This window comes from Enterobacter cloacae complex sp. SHL009, assembly GCF_049237205.1.
Classification (GTDB): domain Bacteria; phylum Pseudomonadota; class Gammaproteobacteria; order Enterobacterales; family Enterobacteriaceae; genus Enterobacter; species Enterobacter cloacae_M.
Map to the genome: position 1 here is coordinate 1 of NZ_JBMKIW010000013.1, position 15,809 is coordinate 15,809.

Consider the following 15,809-nt stretch of genomic DNA (forward strand, 5'->3'; position numbering starts at 1 on the left):
GTATGTTCACTCAGAGACTTGGTATTCATTTATTGTCCGAAGACATTAAGAATCCATGTCACTTTGAGTGCCCACACAGATTGTCTGATAAATTGTTAAAGAGCAGTTGCAACGCGGCGTTAAGCTCACCGTTGCGAGGTCCCGTATATTACGTTTTCCTCATTCAGAGTCAAGCGATTATTTTTGCTTTTCTCTGCCGGCGTTCATCTCTGAACCCCGCTAACCCGGCGGCCTGTAAGCCGTTGTTCCGTGTCAGTGGAGGCGCATTATAGGGAGTTCTCAGACGTTGACAACCCCTCTTTTAAAAAAAACTTTCAACCGTCTCTTTTTTGCTCAAAACCGTGCTACAGCGCCAGTTTTTCGAGCGTTTCAAAGCCATAACGGCGTAAAACGGGTAAAAGTTGCTCAGTCTCTTTCGTGATGGCCATACAAAACGCGATATTCGCATCGGTAGATTTCGCATCCGGCGCTTCATGCTCCAGTAGCCAGGCCGTACGACGGGCGATAGCCGCGCCGGAATCCACCAGGCGCGTCCCCTCCGGCAATACCTCTAATAACTCTTCCTGTAATAGCGGGAAGTGGGTGCAGCCCAGCACAACGGTATCCGGAGGTTCGGGCATCCGCAGCCACGGACGAAGAATACGACGCAGCTCGTCGAGTGATACCGCTTTTCCATGCAGCTTCGCTTCAGCCATCTCCACCAGCTCAGCCGAACCCAGCATCGCAATCTGGCATTCGTTGGCAAAACGGTCGATCAGCTCGCGGGTATAAGGACGCTTTACCGTGCCTCGCGTTGCCAGCAAACCCACAATGCCGTTCGCCGTCAGGCGCGCGGCAGGCTTTATCGCAGGAACAACGCCCACAACCGGGAACTGGAATTTTTCACGCAGGGCGGGAAGAGAAACGGTGCTTGCCGTATTACAGGCGATGACGGCCAGCGCAAGGGGATAGCGCTTTTGTACAGCGGTGACGATTTCAACCACACGCTCAACAATAAAATCTTCGCTCTTTTCCCCATACGGGAAAGCGACGTTATCGAAGGCGTAGATGTAATGGAGATCCGGCAGGAGATGCCGAATCTCATCATAGACCGAAAGCCCACCGACGCCGGAATCAAACACCAGCACGGTGGGACGCGGATTAGAAGGTGTAGCTGCCAGACAAGGTGTATTCCCGTCCTGCAGTTTGGTAGCCATAAACTGTCTCGTAATCTTTATCGAACAGGTTGGCTATTTTACCACGAACTGTGAGATGTGAGGTGACAGGATACGAAACTGCGACATCCCACAGGCTGACACCACCCATTTTTACTTTCTCAGACGGATAAGCACCAAAGTCAGTGTCGTAACGCGTACCGAGATAGTGATAAGTCAGGCTCCAGTCGAAATCATAGATCTGCGTGTCGAGCTGATATTTCACCTGCTGCTTAGCACGACGGTCCAGAAGTTCGTTGGTTGCGGCATTGCGGGCATCCACATAGTCGTAGCCTACAGTATGCGTCAACGGGCCCGTATCAAACGATGCTGTCGCTTCCACACCTTTAATGCGCGCTTTACCAACGTTGTAATATTGCTGAAGGTTATTATCGAAGTCGATGAGATTATCGACGTCATTACGGTAGCCGGAGACGCGCCAGCTCACGCCCGCCGTCAGGCCTTCAAACGCACCTTCCCACTGCTTACTCTCTTCTGGATCAAGATGGTCATTGCCATAGAAACCATAGAGCTGACCCAGATTCGGAGCCTTATAGGCCGTACCATAAGAAGCAACGAAGCGGTAACCCTCCACGAACTCCCAGGCCGCACTACTTTGCCAGGTGCCATGGCGGCCGAACTGAGAGTTGTCATCGCTGCGAACCGCTCCTTCCAGAGTGAAGTCACCAAACTGCTGCAGCCCGGTCAGGTAAACGCCGGTGTTACGCAGGTCGTAGCCGTTGGTCACGTAGTTTGTACCCGGCTCGGTGCTCTGCTTCTGCCAGTCAACGCCCGCGCCAATGTTTCCATGGCCAACATCAACGGAGTTCAGCCACTGGACGTTGTACTGTTTGATTTCATCCAGTGTGGCTGTCGAATCGTAGCGGCCCAAATTTGGGTCGTAGTTATAGTCCTTGCTGTGACTATAGCTGGTGAGCAGCTGTGAATGGAAGATGTCATCATTGAAGCGCAATCCTGCATCCCAGGTCTGACTATAGAGCTGGCGGGTATCGACCAGTACATCGGGGGTAAATGAGCTGTAGTAACCGTCGTAGGCAGTACGGTTGCTGTAGCCAAAGCCGCGAACAAATCCGCTCCACTGCTCCGAGAATGCGTGATCCAGTGCACCATAGAGCGTTTTATTCATAAAGCCGTCGCGATCGGTCTGGGCAAAGCCACCATTGTTGCCGTCCGCAACCACATCAAACCCTTTGGTATAGGTGTAATCACCCGCAAGCGTGACGCGCGTGCTGTCGCCCAATGTTTGCTGAGTACTGCCGCCATAATTCTGGTAACCATGCGACCCTGCACCTGCATTCAGCGTGGTACCGTCCTTCGCGCGAGTGGTAATAATGTTTACGACTCCGCCGATCGCGTCCGAGCCGTATACCGCCGAACGCGGTCCACGAACATATTCGATACGCTGCACCAGGGAGATCGGGAACTGGCTGAGATCGGATGACCCCGTGACGCCCGCCTGGTTAAGGCGGATCCCATCAACCAGGATCAGGACGTGGCTGGAGTTGGTGCCACGTATAAAGAGAGAAGAGAGTTGCCCCATCCCGCCACTTTGCGCCGTATCCACGCCGGGCAGGCGACGCATAACATCCAGGACTGAGGTTGATTGCCAACGGTCAATATCGGCACGCGTAACAACGGAGGTTGCAGCCAGAATAGTTTTTTCAGGTTGTTCAAAACGATTTGCCGTCACCACCAACGAGTCGGCGCTATCCTGCGCCCAGCCCGAAAATGCCGTGACGGACAACGCCGTCAACAGCGATACTTTTTTAATCATTGTTAAAGCATCCACAATATAAGAAGGATGCCGCAGGCCTCATCGATAGCACGCGATGATGAAACCAAATGCGACGTGATCCCGGCAGGTCTTCGGGCTAGGTGGCTATATAAGGATGAAGACTTCCCATTTTCACAGTGTCTACAACGCTCATCCCGCCAGACTTTACCGCTGCGCGTCAGCTCCAGATTTACACTGGATTCCCTTTTCACTCTCAGGAGACCGGAAACAGAATGCTACAATTAGACACGTATGGATGTCCAGACAGCTATTGCCCATTAAATCTGGACATCCCCTGAACAATGCCTACAATCCCCGCGTAATTCTTTATCACTCAGGACGCATCATGACCCCAGAACACCTCCCGACAGAACAGTACGACGCGCAGCTGGCAGAGAAAGTCGTCCGCCTGCAAAGTATGATGACGCCTTTCAACGCGCCCGTTCCCGAGGTGTTCCGCTCTCCCGTCAGCCACTACCGCATGCGCGCCGAATTCCGCATCTGGCACGACGGCGACGACCTGTACCACATCATTTTCGATCAGCAGACGAAATCCCGTATCCGCGTGGACAGCTTTCCGGCGGCGAGCGAGCTCATTAACCAGTTGATGACGCTGATGATGGACGGCGTACGCAACAATCCGGTACTGCGTAACAAGCTGTTCCAGATTGACTATCTGACCACGCAAAGCAATCAGGCGATTGTCTCTCTGCTGTATCACAAAGCGCTTAACGACGAGTGGCGCGAGCAGGCAGAAGCGCTGCGCGATGCGCTGCGCGCGCAGAACATCAACGTTCACCTGGTTGGCCGCGCGACCAAAACCAAAATCATGCTGGATCAGGACTACATCGACGAGCGCCTGCCGGTGGCAGGTAAAGAGATGGTGTATCGTCAGGTAGAGAACAGCTTCACCCAGCCGAACGCCGCGATGAACGTGCAGATGCTGGAGTGGGCGCTGAAGGCGACGGAAGGGTCAACGGGCGATCTGCTGGAGCTTTACTGCGGTAACGGCAACTTCTCGCTGGCGCTGGCGCGTAACTTCGATCGCGTGCTGGCAACGGAAATCGCAAAGCCGTCGGTGGCAGCCGCGCAGTACAACATTGCCGCCAACCATATCGACAACGTGCAGATCATTCGTATGGCCGCAGAAGAGTTCACGCAGGCCATGAACGGCGTACGCCAGTTTAACCGCCTGGAAGGGATCGATCTCAAGAGCTACCAGTGTGAGACGATTTTTGTCGACCCGCCGCGCAGTGGCCTGGACAGCGAAACCGAGAAGATGGTGCAGGCGTACCCGCGTATTTTGTACATCTCCTGTAACCCGGAGACGCTGTGCAAGAACCTCGAAACATTAGGCCAGACGCACAAGGTTGAACGTCTGGCGCTGTTCGATCAGTTCCCGTATACGCACCATATGGAGTGCGGCGTTTTACTTACCGCACGGTGATCTGTAGGCCGGATAAGCGTAGCGCCATCCGGCGTTTTTGGCAGGTGGCGCTTCGCTTACCTGCCCTACAAATAATTCATTACTCTGGTAACTGGCTCTTACGGCTACGCATGCGCGAGCCAATCCAGAACACCAGCGCCACAGACAGTACCGCAGGGAAGAAGTTAGAGCCGATATCCGGATACTCCGCGCGAACAACGGTGCTATACAGCAATACGCCCAGAATAAAGCAGGCAGCGGCCAGCCCCGGTAACCCCACCGGCATGGTGCGGTTCAGGTAACGTTGATGCAGGCAGTAAACCGTCAGCACCAGCGCAATAAGCGGGAAAATCGAAAATGGAACGATTGAGCTAAAAATAGCGGCAAACGTACCATTAATGGATAAGCCAGCGATCAATGCCAGCAACAGCGTCCCTTTATCCTGACCTGACTGTTTCATTACTCACCTTCACTCTTCGGTTTGATGTGCCAGTTTCTCTTGTTCACGGCGATACCAGTAGTACGCGCCTTTGGAGATCATCCTGAGCTGCAATACCAGCCGCTCTTCAAGCTGCTTGCGTTGTTCAATGCTGACATCCAGCGCTTCGGCACCCGCGCTGAAAACAATCGTCACCATCGCCTCAGCCTGTGCTTCAGTAAACGCGCGCGGCATATGGTTTTCGAGTTCAAGATAGTCGGCAAGTTCCGCGATGAAGTGCTGAATTTCACGCGCGACGGCGGCACGAAACGCCGCCGATGTGCCCGAACGCTCGCGCAGAAGCAGACGAAACGCGTTGGGGTTATTGCCGATAAATTCCATAAAGGTCGATACGGAGGTGCGGATCACGCTGCCCCCTTTGGCGATACGCTGACGCGCCTGGCGCATCAGCTGGCGCAGCATCAGGCCGCTCTCGTCGACCATGGTCAGGCCCAGTTCATCCACATCACGGAAATGACGATAGAAGGACGTTGGCGCAATCCCGGCCTCGCGTGCGACTTCGCGCAGGCTCAAACTGGCAAAACTTCGCTCAGCACTCAGTTGACTGAATGCGGCTTCCACCAGCGAACGCCGGGTTTTCTCTTTTTGTTGTGCTCTTACGCCCATCACGATAGTTGAATCCTTCCAAAGGCCTGATGGCACTATACCAGAGAATAAAATTAATCTGTTTGCCTGGCTTTGTGAATGATTGTTTACGTGCGGTTTGTGCTCCACTGCCCGAAAAAAGCACAACGATAATTGGGTTACCCTGGCAATGATGTTATGATTCTGTTGCTTTTATGTATAAGAACAGGTAAGCCTTACCATGCCACATTCCTACGATTACGACGCAATAGTTATTGGTTCCGGCCCCGGCGGCGAAGGTGCTGCTATGGGTCTGGTGAAACAGGGAGCCAGAGTAGCGGTCATCGAGCGCTACCATAATGTCGGCGGCGGTTGCACCCACTGGGGCACCATCCCTTCGAAAGCCCTCCGCCACGCCGTTAGCCGCATTATCGAATTTAACCAGAACCCTCTTTACAGCGACCACTCCCGACTTCTTCGTTCATCCTTTGCTGACATCCTGAATCATGCGGATACCGTTATTAACCAGCAGACACGCATGCGTCAGGGATTTTATGAGCGTAACCACTGTGAAATTTTGCAGGGCAATGCGCATTTTGTGGATGAACACACCCTGGCACTCGAATGCCACGACGGTTCGGTTGAAACCATCACGGCTGAAAAATTTGTTATCGCCTGCGGCTCACGCCCTTACCATCCGGCCGACGTGGACTTCTCGCACCCGCGCGTTTACGACAGCGACTCGATTCTGAGCCTGCACCATGAACCCCGCCACGTCATTATCTATGGCGCAGGGGTCATTGGTTGTGAATATGCGTCGATCTTCCGCGGAATGGACGTCAAAGTTGACCTGATCAACACCCGTGACCGCCTCCTGGCGTTCCTCGATCAGGAGATGTCGGACTCCCTCTCCTACCACTTCTGGAACAGCGGCGTGGTGATTCGCCACAACGAAGAGTACGAGAAGATTGAGGGCTGTGACGACGGGGTGATCATGCACCTGAAGTCCGGTAAGAAGCTGAAAGCAGACTGCCTGCTCTACGCCAACGGTCGTACCGGCAACACCGATTCACTGCAGCTGGAAAATATCGGGCTTGAAACCGACAGCCGCGGTCAGCTGAAGGTCAACAGCATGTATCAGACCGCCCTGCCGCACGTTTACGCAGTCGGCGACGTGATTGGCTACCCAAGCCTGGCCTCAGCCGCTTACGACCAGGGACGCATTGCCGCACAGGCGCTGGTAAAAGGCGAAGCGACGGCGCACCTGATCGAAGATATTCCGACGGGCATCTATACCATCCCGGAAATCAGTTCTGTCGGCAAAACCGAACAGCAGCTGACGTCAATGAAGGTGCCTTACGAGGTGGGTCGCGCCCAGTTTAAACATCTGGCGCGGGCGCAAATCGTGGGGATGAGCGTGGGAACGCTGAAGATACTGTTCCATCGCGAGACCAAAGAGATCCTCGGCATTCACTGCTTTGGTGAACGCGCGGCGGAAATCATTCATATCGGCCAGGCGATAATGGAGCAGAAAGGCGGTGGTAACACCATTGAGTACTTCGTTAACACCACCTTTAACTACCCGACCATGGCGGAAGCCTATCGGGTAGCTGCGCTGAACGGCTTAAACCGCCTGTTTTAACGCGCTGTCGAAATGGCCATCCATCGAACCACGGATGGCCTCTGCCAGCTGCTCATAGCGGCTGCGCAGCGGTGAACCCGGACGATACACCAGGCCGATAGTGCGACGCGGCTCCGGCTTAATGCACGGCAGATAAACCACGCCATCACGTTTACGCTCGCGCGGCACGGCCAGCGCAGGCAGCAGCGTAATACCGCTTCCCGCCGCGACCATATTACGCAGCGTTTCCAGGCTGGTTGCGCGGAAATGGGTATCTTCATCCGCACCCGCTTCAAAGCAAAAGCCCATCGCCTGATCGCGCAGGCAGTGGCCATCTTCCAGCATCAGCAGCTTTTCACCGGCCAGATCGGCCATCGGTACGCGATCGCGGTTCGCCCACGGGTGATCTTCATAGATCGCCAGCATCATCGGCTCATCGAACAGCGGCACTTCAATAAAGGCTTCACTCTCTTTCACCAGCGCCAGAATGGCGCAGTCGAGCTTGCCGCTGTCTAACTGCGCCAGCAGCTGATGGGTCTGCGCTTCATGCAGGTACATTTCGAGTTTCGGGAACGTCTGGTGCAGCATCGGAATGATGTGCGGCAACAGGTACGGGCCAACGGTTGGGATCAGGCCAATATGCAGCGGGCCGGACATCGCCTCCCCCTGCTGGCTTGCCATTTCCTTGAGCACTTTGACCTCGCGCAGCACTGTGCGCGCCTGATCCACCAGCAGCAGACCTGCCTGTGTGAACAGAACCTTACGACTGGTGCGCTCCAGCAGCATCACGCCCAGCTCGTCTTCCAGCTTGCGGATCTGACCGCTCAGCGTGGGCTGGCTGACGTGGCAGGAGTCTGCCGCGCGGCGAAAGTGACGATGCTCGGCTAACGCTACCAGGTATTCAAGATCACGAATATTCATTATTCATCCTCCGTCGCCACGATAGTTCATGGCGATAGATAGCATAGCAACGAACGATTATCCCTATCAAGCATTCTGTTGAATAATACACCACATAGACGAGGCGGCACGTGTTTGACCCTTGACGTCCCCGCTCCGTCAGCGAGTTTCTCTCAAAACTCGAACAACTAAAGCCAACGTGAACTTTTGCGGACCCCGTGGTCCGCTTTTTTTTTGCGTAAAAAAAACCCGCAGATAAAAGCAAAATGGCAACCGAAGCTGCCATTTTTAGTGTTTGCTCCCTCTCCCCGTGGGAGAGGGCCGGGGTGAGGGCACCAGCCCGCACTGTTCAAACCAAATCAAACCAACCGGTTTTTCGCATCCGCTATCGCCTGCGCCACCTGCTTAGGCGACACGCCGCCTTTCGCGGCACGTTTATCCAGGCAAGACTGCAGCGCAAGGATCGGATACACATCATCCCCGATAACCGCGCTGAACTTCTGCAGGTCGGCCAGCGCCAGATCTTCCAGCGGTTTACCCTGACGAATGGCTTCCACCACCGCTTCACCCACAATATGGTGCGCTTCACGGAACGGTACGCCTTTCGCCACCAGATAATCCGCCAGTTCGGTAGAGTTCGCATAGCCCTGCTGAGCCGCTTCCTGGCAGCGCGGACGTTTCACCTGAATGCCGTCCAGCACCAGCGCGCCCATATGCAGACAGTCCAGCCAGGTGTCGAGCGCGTCGAACAGCCCTTCTTTGTCTTCCTGCATGTCTTTGTTGTACGCCAGCGGCAGCCCTTTCAGGGTCATCATCATGCCGGTCAGCGCGCCCTGCACGCGGCCACATTTGCCGCGGATCAGCTCAAGCGCGTCCGGGTTTTTCTTCTGCGGCATCAGGGATGAGCCTGAGGTCACGCGGTCAGACAGCTCGACGAAGCCCGCTTCGCCAGAGTTAAAGAAGATTAGGTCTTCGGCAAAGCGCGAAAGGTGCACCATTCCGATAGACGCATTGGATAGCAGCTCCAGCACGTGGTCGCGGTCGGACACGCTGTCCAGGCTGTTACGGGTGGCGGAGGCAAAGCCCAGCCAGCCTGCCAGCTGCTCACGGTCGATTTCATACGCCGTACCGGCCAGCGCGCCACTGCCCAGCGGGCTGACGTCCAGACGTTTCAGGGTATCCTGAAGACGGCTTTCGTCACGCGCCAGCATCTCGACGTAGGCCAGACACCAGTGTGCGAAGGTCACCGGCTGCGCGCGCTGCAGGTGGGTATAACCCGGCATCACCGCGTCCTGGTTGTTCTGCGCGGTCTCCACCAGCGCGCTCTGCAGCTGACGGTTAGCCGCCAGCAGTTCGCCAACGGTATCTTTACACCACAGCTTCAGATCGGTGGCGACCTGGTCGTTACGGCTGCGGCCGGTATGCAGCTTTTTACCCAGCTGGCCGACTTTGTCGATAAGCTTGCCTTCCACCCAGCTGTGAATATCTTCAGCATCGCTTTCGAGGATCTGCTGCGGATTAAGACGTACCTCTTCCAGCAGATTGTTCAGCGCCTCTTCCAGCCGTAATTGTTCGTCTGCGGTCAGTACGCCCACCGTCACCAGCGCTTTGGACCAGGCCACAGAGCCGACAATATCCTGTTCGGCCAGGCGGTAGTCGAAGCGCAAAGAGTCGTTGAACTGTTTGAACCGCTGATCCGCTGCCTGTGTAAAACGCCCACCCCAAAGTGCCATAACATGATTCCTTTATTCGTTAGTTCTGCCGGGTGGCGCTTCGCTTACCCGGCCTACGGTCATTCAATAAAAACTTACGCTAAAATACGCGTGCCAATCGGCGTGCCGTTGAACAGCGCAGGCAGTTGTTCCGCGTGGCGCCAGGAGGCGATATCCACCGGGCGGCCCAGCGTGCGTGCGGCATCCAGCGCGGCGTTCACTTTGACGATCATGCCGTCGGTAATAATACCCTGGGCAATCAGCTGCTCGGCTTTCTCAGCCGTCATTTCCGCAATGCGCTGGCCTTTGCCGTCCAGAATGCCGCTCACGTCGGAAAGCAGGATCAGATCCGCGCCCAGCGTTGCCGCCAGTGCCGTCGCCGCCTGGTCAGCGTTGACGTTCATCAGATCGCCCTCTTCGGTCACGCCGATAGAGCTCACCACCGGCAGGAAACCCCCTTCCAGCAGCGTGTTAATCAGCTTAGGCGAACCTGGCTGCGCCAGTCCAACGTGACCGAGCTCTTCGTCGAGCTGGGTCACTTTTACGCTGTCGCCATCGCCCAGATAGAGGCCCACGGACGCGATGTGGTGTTTCTTCGCCCACGCCAGCAGCGTTTTGTTCGCCGTGCCCGCCAGCGCGCCGGTAATGATGTCAATCTGATCGGCAGGCGTGACGCGCAGGCCGTTCTTCTTTTTCACCGGCAGGTTGAGCCCTTTCATCAGCTCGTCCACCACGCAGCCGCCGCCGTGCACAATCACCAGCGGACGCTGGTGTGATTCGCGATAGTTCACCAGCGCGGTAAACAGACGCTCCAGCGCTTCTTCGCTGTCCAGCAGTACACCACCGAGTTTGATAATTAATGGGTTCATCATCACACCTTAAATAAGAGCCTGCGTTTCAGGGAAGCCGAAACGAATATTTGCACACTGCATTGCCTGTGCGGCAGCGCCTTTGAGTAAGTTATCTTCCGCGGCGACCACAATCAGATGCTCGCCCTGCACGGCAAAGCCGATGTCGCAGAACGGCAGGCCGACCACGTTTTTCAGCGCCGGCACGCCTTTATCGTACAGGCGCACCAGCGGTTTATCCGAATACGCCTGCGTGAAGGCCTCGTTCACCTGCTCTTTGGTCACGCCCGGCTTCAGGCGACAGGTAATGGTTTCGAGGATCCCACGCGGGAAGCTGCCCAGGTGCGGGGTGAAAATAACGTCCGCGCCCAGATGCGTCGTGATTTCAGGGTGATGACGGTGATTAAACACGCCATACGGCTGAAGGCTCACTTCGCAGAAGCTGTTGGAGATAGCCGCCTTGCGGCCTGCGCCGCTCACGCCGCTGGTGGCGTTGATCACCGGCCACTGGCTCAGATCCAGCAGGCCCGCGTCGATCAGCGGCTTCAGGGAAAGCTGCGCCGCCGTCGGGTAGCAGCCCGGAACGGCAATCAGGTCCGCTTCTTTCAGTTTGTCTGCGCTCCACTCCGCCAGGCCGTACACCGCTTTTTCCAGCAGATCCGGATGCTGATGGGTGAAGCCGTAATATTTTTCGTAAAACGCACCGTCGTTCACGCGGAACGCTCCGGAAAGGTCGAAGACCACGCAGCCGGCCGCCAGGAACTGCGGCGCCAGGTCGTGGCTGACCTCGTGCGCGGTGGCTAAAAACACCACGTCGACGCCGTCGGTAAACTCGCTGATGTCAGACATGGGCTGCAGCGGCAGATCGACAATGCCCTTAAGCTGCGGATGCAAATCGGAAATTAACTTTCCTGCATCATTGCTTTGCGCTGACACGGTCAAAGCGGTTATGGTCATATGTGGATGGCGATTCACGTAGCTTACAAGCTCTGCGCCCGCATAACCGCTAGCGCCTACAATCAGCGTATTCAACATCGGGTTCCTTTATGCTCAACGTTAGTGTATTTTTATTCACATTTATTGCATGAATATTGATACTATCACGACCTAAGGTGTGTCAACAATGAAAATGAACTTACCGCCATTTATCGAGATCTACCGCGCCCTGATTGCCACACCGTCCATCAGCGCAACGGAAGAAGCGCTGGATCAGAGCAATGAGTCTTTAATCAATCTGCTGGCGGGTTGGTTTAGCGATCTTGGGTTTAACGTTGAGGTTCAGCCCGTCCCCGGAACCCGCCACAAATTTAACCTGCTCGCCAGCACCGGAACCGGTGCGGGCGGCCTGCTGCTGGCCGGTCATACAGATACGGTGCCGTTTGACGACGGCCGCTGGACGCGCGATCCGTTCACCCTGACCGAGCACGACAACAAGCTCTATGGTCTCGGCACCGCCGACATGAAAGGCTTCTTCGCCTTTATCCTCGACGCGCTGCGTGACGTGGACGTGACGAACCTTAAAAAACCGCTCTACATTCTGGCGACCGCCGATGAAGAAACCAGCATGGCGGGCGCGCGCTACTTCTCTGAAAACACGTCGATTCGCCCGGACTGCGCGATCATCGGCGAGCCGACGTCTCTGCAGCCGATCCGCGCGCACAAAGGCCATATTTCTACGGCCGTGCGCGTGCTGGGCCAGTCCGGCCACTCCAGCGATCCGGCGCGCGGCGTGAACGCCATTGAGCTGATGCATGACGCCATCGGCCGTATCATGACCCTGCGCGACGATCTGAAAGAGCGCTACCACTACGACGCGTTCACCGTGCCGTATCCGACCCTGAACCTCGGCAGCCTGCACGGCGGCGATGCCTCGAACCGCATCTGCGCCTGCTGCGAACTGCATATGGACATTCGCCCGCTGCCGGGCATGACCCTCAGCGATCTCGACGGCCTGCTGAATGAAGCGCTGGCTCCGGTGAGCGAGCGCTGGCCGGGCCGCCTGACGGTCTCCGAACTGCATCCGCCGATCCCGGGTTACGAATGCCCGCCGGACCATCAGCTGGTTGAGGTGGTGGAAAAGCTGCTCGGTGAGAAAACCGACGTGGTGAACTACTGCACCGAAGCGCCGTTTATTCAGACGCTTTGCCCTACGCTGGTCCTGGGCCCCGGTTCCATCAACCAGGCCCACCAGCCGGATGAATATCTGGAAACCCGCTTCATCAAGCCAACCCGCGAACTGATTACCCAGGTTGTGCATCACTTCTGCTGGCATTAAAACCGCACCGAAGAGTCCCCTCTCCCAGTGGGAGAGGGTTAGGATGAGGGCAACAAATCGCATGATCTCCGTCACATTCCCATAAGCATCTCTTATCTGACGCAATGCGAATTAAATTTCGTAAATTGCCCGCATTTATTCGTTTGCTGAACCGTTTTCGCAGCAATTGACGACGGGGGTTTTACGTGGCTTTATAAAGGGAGATGACAAAATAATGTCCAGAAAATTTTCGCCTGGGCATAAACAAAAATGATGGGGTGACTGGGTTTTTATGAACGAACAATATTCCGCGTTGCGTAGTAATGTCAGTATGCTCGGCAAAGTGCTTGGAGATACCATCAAAGACGCGTTGGGGGAGAACATCCTCGACCGCGTTGAAACCATCCGCAAGCTGTCTAAATCTTCCCGTGCCGGTAACGAGGCCAGTCGTCAGGAGCTGCTCACCACCTTGCAGAACCTCTCAAACGATGAGCTGCTGCCCGTTGCACGCGCATTCAGCCAGTTCCTGAACCTGGCCAACACCGCTGAGCAATACCACAGCATTTCGCCAAATGGCGAAGCGGCAAGCAACCCGGAAGTCATTGCCCGCACCCTGCGTAAACTGAAAGACCAGCCAGACCTCAACGAAGCCACCATTAAAAAAGCGGTGGAGTCGCTTTCGCTGGAGCTGGTGCTGACCGCACACCCCACTGAAATTACCCGTCGCACCCTGATCCATAAAATGGTGGAAGTGAACAACTGTCTGAAGCAGTTGGATAACAAAGACATTGCCGACTACGAACGTAACCAGCTGATGCGCCGTCTGCGCCAGCTGATTGCCCAATCCTGGCACACCGATGAAATTCGTAAGCATCGTCCAAGCCCGGTCGACGAAGCCAAATGGGGCTTTGCGGTGGTGGAAAACAGCCTGTGGGAAGGGGTGCCTAACTACCTGCGCGAGCTGAACGAACAGCTGGAAGAGAACCTCGGCTACCGCCTGCCGGTCGACTTCGTTCCGGTCCGCTTCACCTCCTGGATGGGCGGCGACCGCGACGGCAACCCGAACGTGACCGCGGAAATCACCCGTCACGTCCTGCTGCTGAGCCGCTGGAAAGCGACCGACCTGTTCCTGAAAGACATTCAGGTGCTGATCTCCGAGCTGTCGATGGTTGAAGCGACGCCGGAACTGCGCGCGCTGGCCGGAGAAGAAGGCGCCAGCGAGCCGTACCGTTTCCTGATGAAGAAACTGCGTGGTCAGCTGATGGCCACTCAGGCCTGGCTGGAAGCGCGTCTGAAAGGTCAGCGCCTGCCAAAACCAGAGGGTCTGCTCAGCCAGAACGAACAGCTCTGGGAGCCGCTGTATGCCTGTTATAAATCCCTGCAGGCCTGCGGGATGGGCATCATCGCTAACGGCGAACTGCTCGACACCCTGCGCCGTGTGAAGTGTTTCGGCGTGCCGCTGGTGCGTATCGACGTACGTCAGGAAAGTACCCGTCATACCGAAGCCCTGGGCGAGCTGACCCGCTATCTCGGCATCGGCGACTATGAAAGCTGGTCCGAAGCCGACAAACAGGCCTTCCTGATCCGCGAGCTGAACTCGAAGCGCCCTCTGCTGCCGCGCAACTGGGAGCCAAGCAACGAAACCCGCGAAGTACTCAACACCTGTAAAGCGATTGTGGACGCGCCGAAAGGATCGGTGGCCGCCTATGTGATCTCCATGGCGAAGACCCCGTCAGATGTGCTGGGCGTTCACCTTCTGCTGAAAGAAGCGGGAATCGACTACGCTCTGCCGGTCGCCCCGCTGTTTGAGACCCTCGACGACCTGAACAACGCCAACGACGTCATGACCCAGCTGCTGAATATCGACTGGTACCGCGGCTTTATTCAGGGCAAACAGATGGTGATGATTGGCTATTCCGACTCCGCGAAAGATGCGGGCGTGATGGCGGCATCCTGGGCGCAGTATCAGGCGCAGGACGCACTGATCAAAACCTGCGAGAAAGCCGGTATTGAGCTGACCCTGTTCCACGGACGCGGTGGCTCGATTGGCCGTGGCGGCGCGCCTGCACACGCAGCGCTGCTGTCGCAGCCGCCGGGAAGCCTCAAAGGCGGCCTGCGCGTCACCGAGCAGGGCGAGATGATCCGCTTCAAGTACGGTCTGCCGGAAGTGACCATCAGCAGCCTGTCGCTCTACACCAGCGCGATCCTGGAAGCAAACCTGCTGCCGCCGCCGGAGCCGAAAGCATCCTGGTGCCATATCATGGACGAGCTGTCTGATATCTCCTGCGATCTGTACCGCGGCTACGTGCGTGAAAACAAAGATTTCGTTCCTTACTTCCGCTCGGCCACGCCTGAGCAGGAGCTGGGTAAACTGCCGCTGGGCTCACGTCCTGCGAAGCGTCGCCCGACCGGTGGCGTAGAGTCTCTGCGCGCGATCCCGTGGATCTTCGCCTGGACGCAGAACCGCCTGATGCTGCCCGCCTGGCTGGGTGCCGGTGCCGCACTGCAAAAAGTGGTGGAAGACGGTAAACAGAACGAACTGGAAACCATGTGCCGCGACTGGCCGTTCTTCTCTACCCGTCTGGGCATGCTGGAGATGGTCTTCTCGAAAGCTGACCTGTGGCTGGCGGAATACTACGACCAGCGTCTGGTGAAACCAGAGCTGTGGGCGCTAGGTAAAGAGCTCCGCGAACTGCTGGAAGGCGACATCAAAGTGGTGCTGGACATCGCCAACGACTCACATCTGATGGCGGACCTGCCGTGGATTGCCGAGTCTATTCAGCTGCGTAACATCTACACCGACCCGCTGAACGTCCTGCAGGCAGAGCTGCTGCACCGTTCGCGTCTGGCAGAAGAAGAAGGGAAAGAGCCGGATCCGCGCGTTGAACAGGCGCTGATGGTGACGATTGCGGGCGTTGCTGCGGGAATGCGTAACACCGGCTAATACTCTATGCCCGGCGGCGCCGCGCTTGCCCGGACCTGTGACTGGTAGGCCGG

General features: G+C 56.5%; 12 protein-coding genes and 1 riboswitch. Of the genes, 4 read left to right on the plus strand and 8 right to left on the minus strand.

Annotated elements, in window-relative coordinates:
• Positions 1 to 344: 344 nt before the first annotated feature.
• Both murI and btuB read right to left on the minus strand, forming a co-directional pair.
• Positions 345 to 1,196 (minus strand): glutamate racemase, encoded by an 852-nt coding sequence (murI, locus tag ACOTZC_RS21320; protein ID WP_023309660.1) that lies wholly within the window; start codon positions 1,194 to 1,196, stop codon positions 345 to 347.
• Positions 1,141 to 2,988, minus strand: coding sequence for a TonB-dependent vitamin B12 receptor BtuB (gene btuB, locus ACOTZC_RS21325; protein ID WP_045404257.1), 1,848 nt, complete (start codon positions 2,986 to 2,988; stop codon positions 1,141 to 1,143). Before btuB ends, murI begins: the two co-directional genes overlap by 56 nt.
• 66 nt (positions 2,989 to 3,054) lie before the next feature.
• Positions 3,055 to 3,230: riboswitch (cobalamin riboswitch) on the minus strand.
• Between the two features lie 104 nt (positions 3,231 to 3,334).
• Between btuB and trmA the strand changes: the two genes are divergently transcribed.
• The gene (gene trmA, locus ACOTZC_RS21330; RefSeq protein ID WP_421636016.1) at positions 3,335 to 4,435 is read left to right on the plus strand and encodes a tRNA (uridine(54)-C5)-methyltransferase TrmA; all 1,101 of its coding nucleotides are present in this window, start codon (positions 3,335 to 3,337) and stop codon (positions 4,433 to 4,435) included.
• A gap of 79 nt (positions 4,436 to 4,514) precedes the next feature.
• Here trmA and ACOTZC_RS21335 read toward each other — a convergent pair whose 3' ends face one another.
• Both ACOTZC_RS21335 and fabR read right to left on the minus strand, forming a co-directional pair.
• Positions 4,515 to 4,874 carry a YijD family membrane protein gene (locus ACOTZC_RS21335; protein ID WP_008501783.1) on the minus strand — a complete coding sequence of 120 codons (360 nt, stop codon included), beginning with the start codon at positions 4,872 to 4,874 and terminating at the stop codon, positions 4,515 to 4,517.
• A 9-nt stretch (positions 4,875 to 4,883) separates the two neighbouring features.
• On the minus strand, positions 4,884 to 5,522 hold the full coding sequence (fabR, locus tag ACOTZC_RS21340) for an HTH-type transcriptional repressor FabR (RefSeq protein WP_008501784.1): 639 nt from the start codon (positions 5,520 to 5,522) through the stop codon (positions 4,884 to 4,886).
• A gap of 196 nt (positions 5,523 to 5,718) precedes the next feature.
• Between fabR and sthA the strand changes: the two genes are divergently transcribed.
• Positions 5,719 to 7,119: a Si-specific NAD(P)(+) transhydrogenase gene (sthA, locus tag ACOTZC_RS21345; RefSeq protein ID WP_008501785.1), complete on the plus strand. Its 1,401-nt coding sequence runs from the start codon at positions 5,719 to 5,721 to the stop codon at positions 7,117 to 7,119.
• Here sthA and oxyR read toward each other — a convergent pair.
• The 4 genes from oxyR to argC form a co-directional block, all read right to left on the minus strand.
• Positions 7,102 to 8,019, minus strand: coding sequence for a DNA-binding transcriptional regulator OxyR (gene oxyR, locus ACOTZC_RS21350; RefSeq protein ID WP_023309664.1), 918 nt, complete (start codon positions 8,017 to 8,019; stop codon positions 7,102 to 7,104). The genes sthA and oxyR overlap by 18 nt on opposite strands.
• Before the next feature lie 338 nt (positions 8,020 to 8,357).
• The gene (argH, locus tag ACOTZC_RS21355; protein ID WP_023309680.1) at positions 8,358 to 9,731 is read right to left on the minus strand and encodes an argininosuccinate lyase; all 1,374 of its coding nucleotides are present in this window, start codon (positions 9,729 to 9,731) and stop codon (positions 8,358 to 8,360) included.
• A gap of 74 nt (positions 9,732 to 9,805) precedes the next feature.
• Positions 9,806 to 10,582, minus strand: a complete 777-nt coding sequence (argB, locus tag ACOTZC_RS21360; protein WP_100245666.1) for an acetylglutamate kinase — start codon at positions 10,580 to 10,582, stop codon at positions 9,806 to 9,808.
• A 6-nt stretch (positions 10,583 to 10,588) separates the two neighbouring features.
• Positions 10,589 to 11,593, minus strand: a complete 1,005-nt coding sequence (gene argC / locus ACOTZC_RS21365) for an N-acetyl-gamma-glutamyl-phosphate reductase (RefSeq protein ID WP_045619687.1) — start codon at positions 11,591 to 11,593, stop codon at positions 10,589 to 10,591.
• Between the two features lie 88 nt (positions 11,594 to 11,681).
• On the opposite strand from argC, the gene argE reads away from it, so the two are divergent.
• Positions 11,682 to 12,833 (plus strand): acetylornithine deacetylase, encoded by a 1,152-nt coding sequence (gene argE, locus ACOTZC_RS21370; RefSeq protein WP_045619686.1) that lies wholly within the window; start codon positions 11,682 to 11,684, stop codon positions 12,831 to 12,833.
• Between the two features lie 271 nt (positions 12,834 to 13,104).
• Positions 13,105 to 15,756, plus strand: a complete 2,652-nt coding sequence (gene ppc / locus ACOTZC_RS21375) for a phosphoenolpyruvate carboxylase (RefSeq protein ID WP_023309665.1) — start codon at positions 13,105 to 13,107, stop codon at positions 15,754 to 15,756.
• Positions 15,757 to 15,809 lie beyond the last annotated feature (53 nt).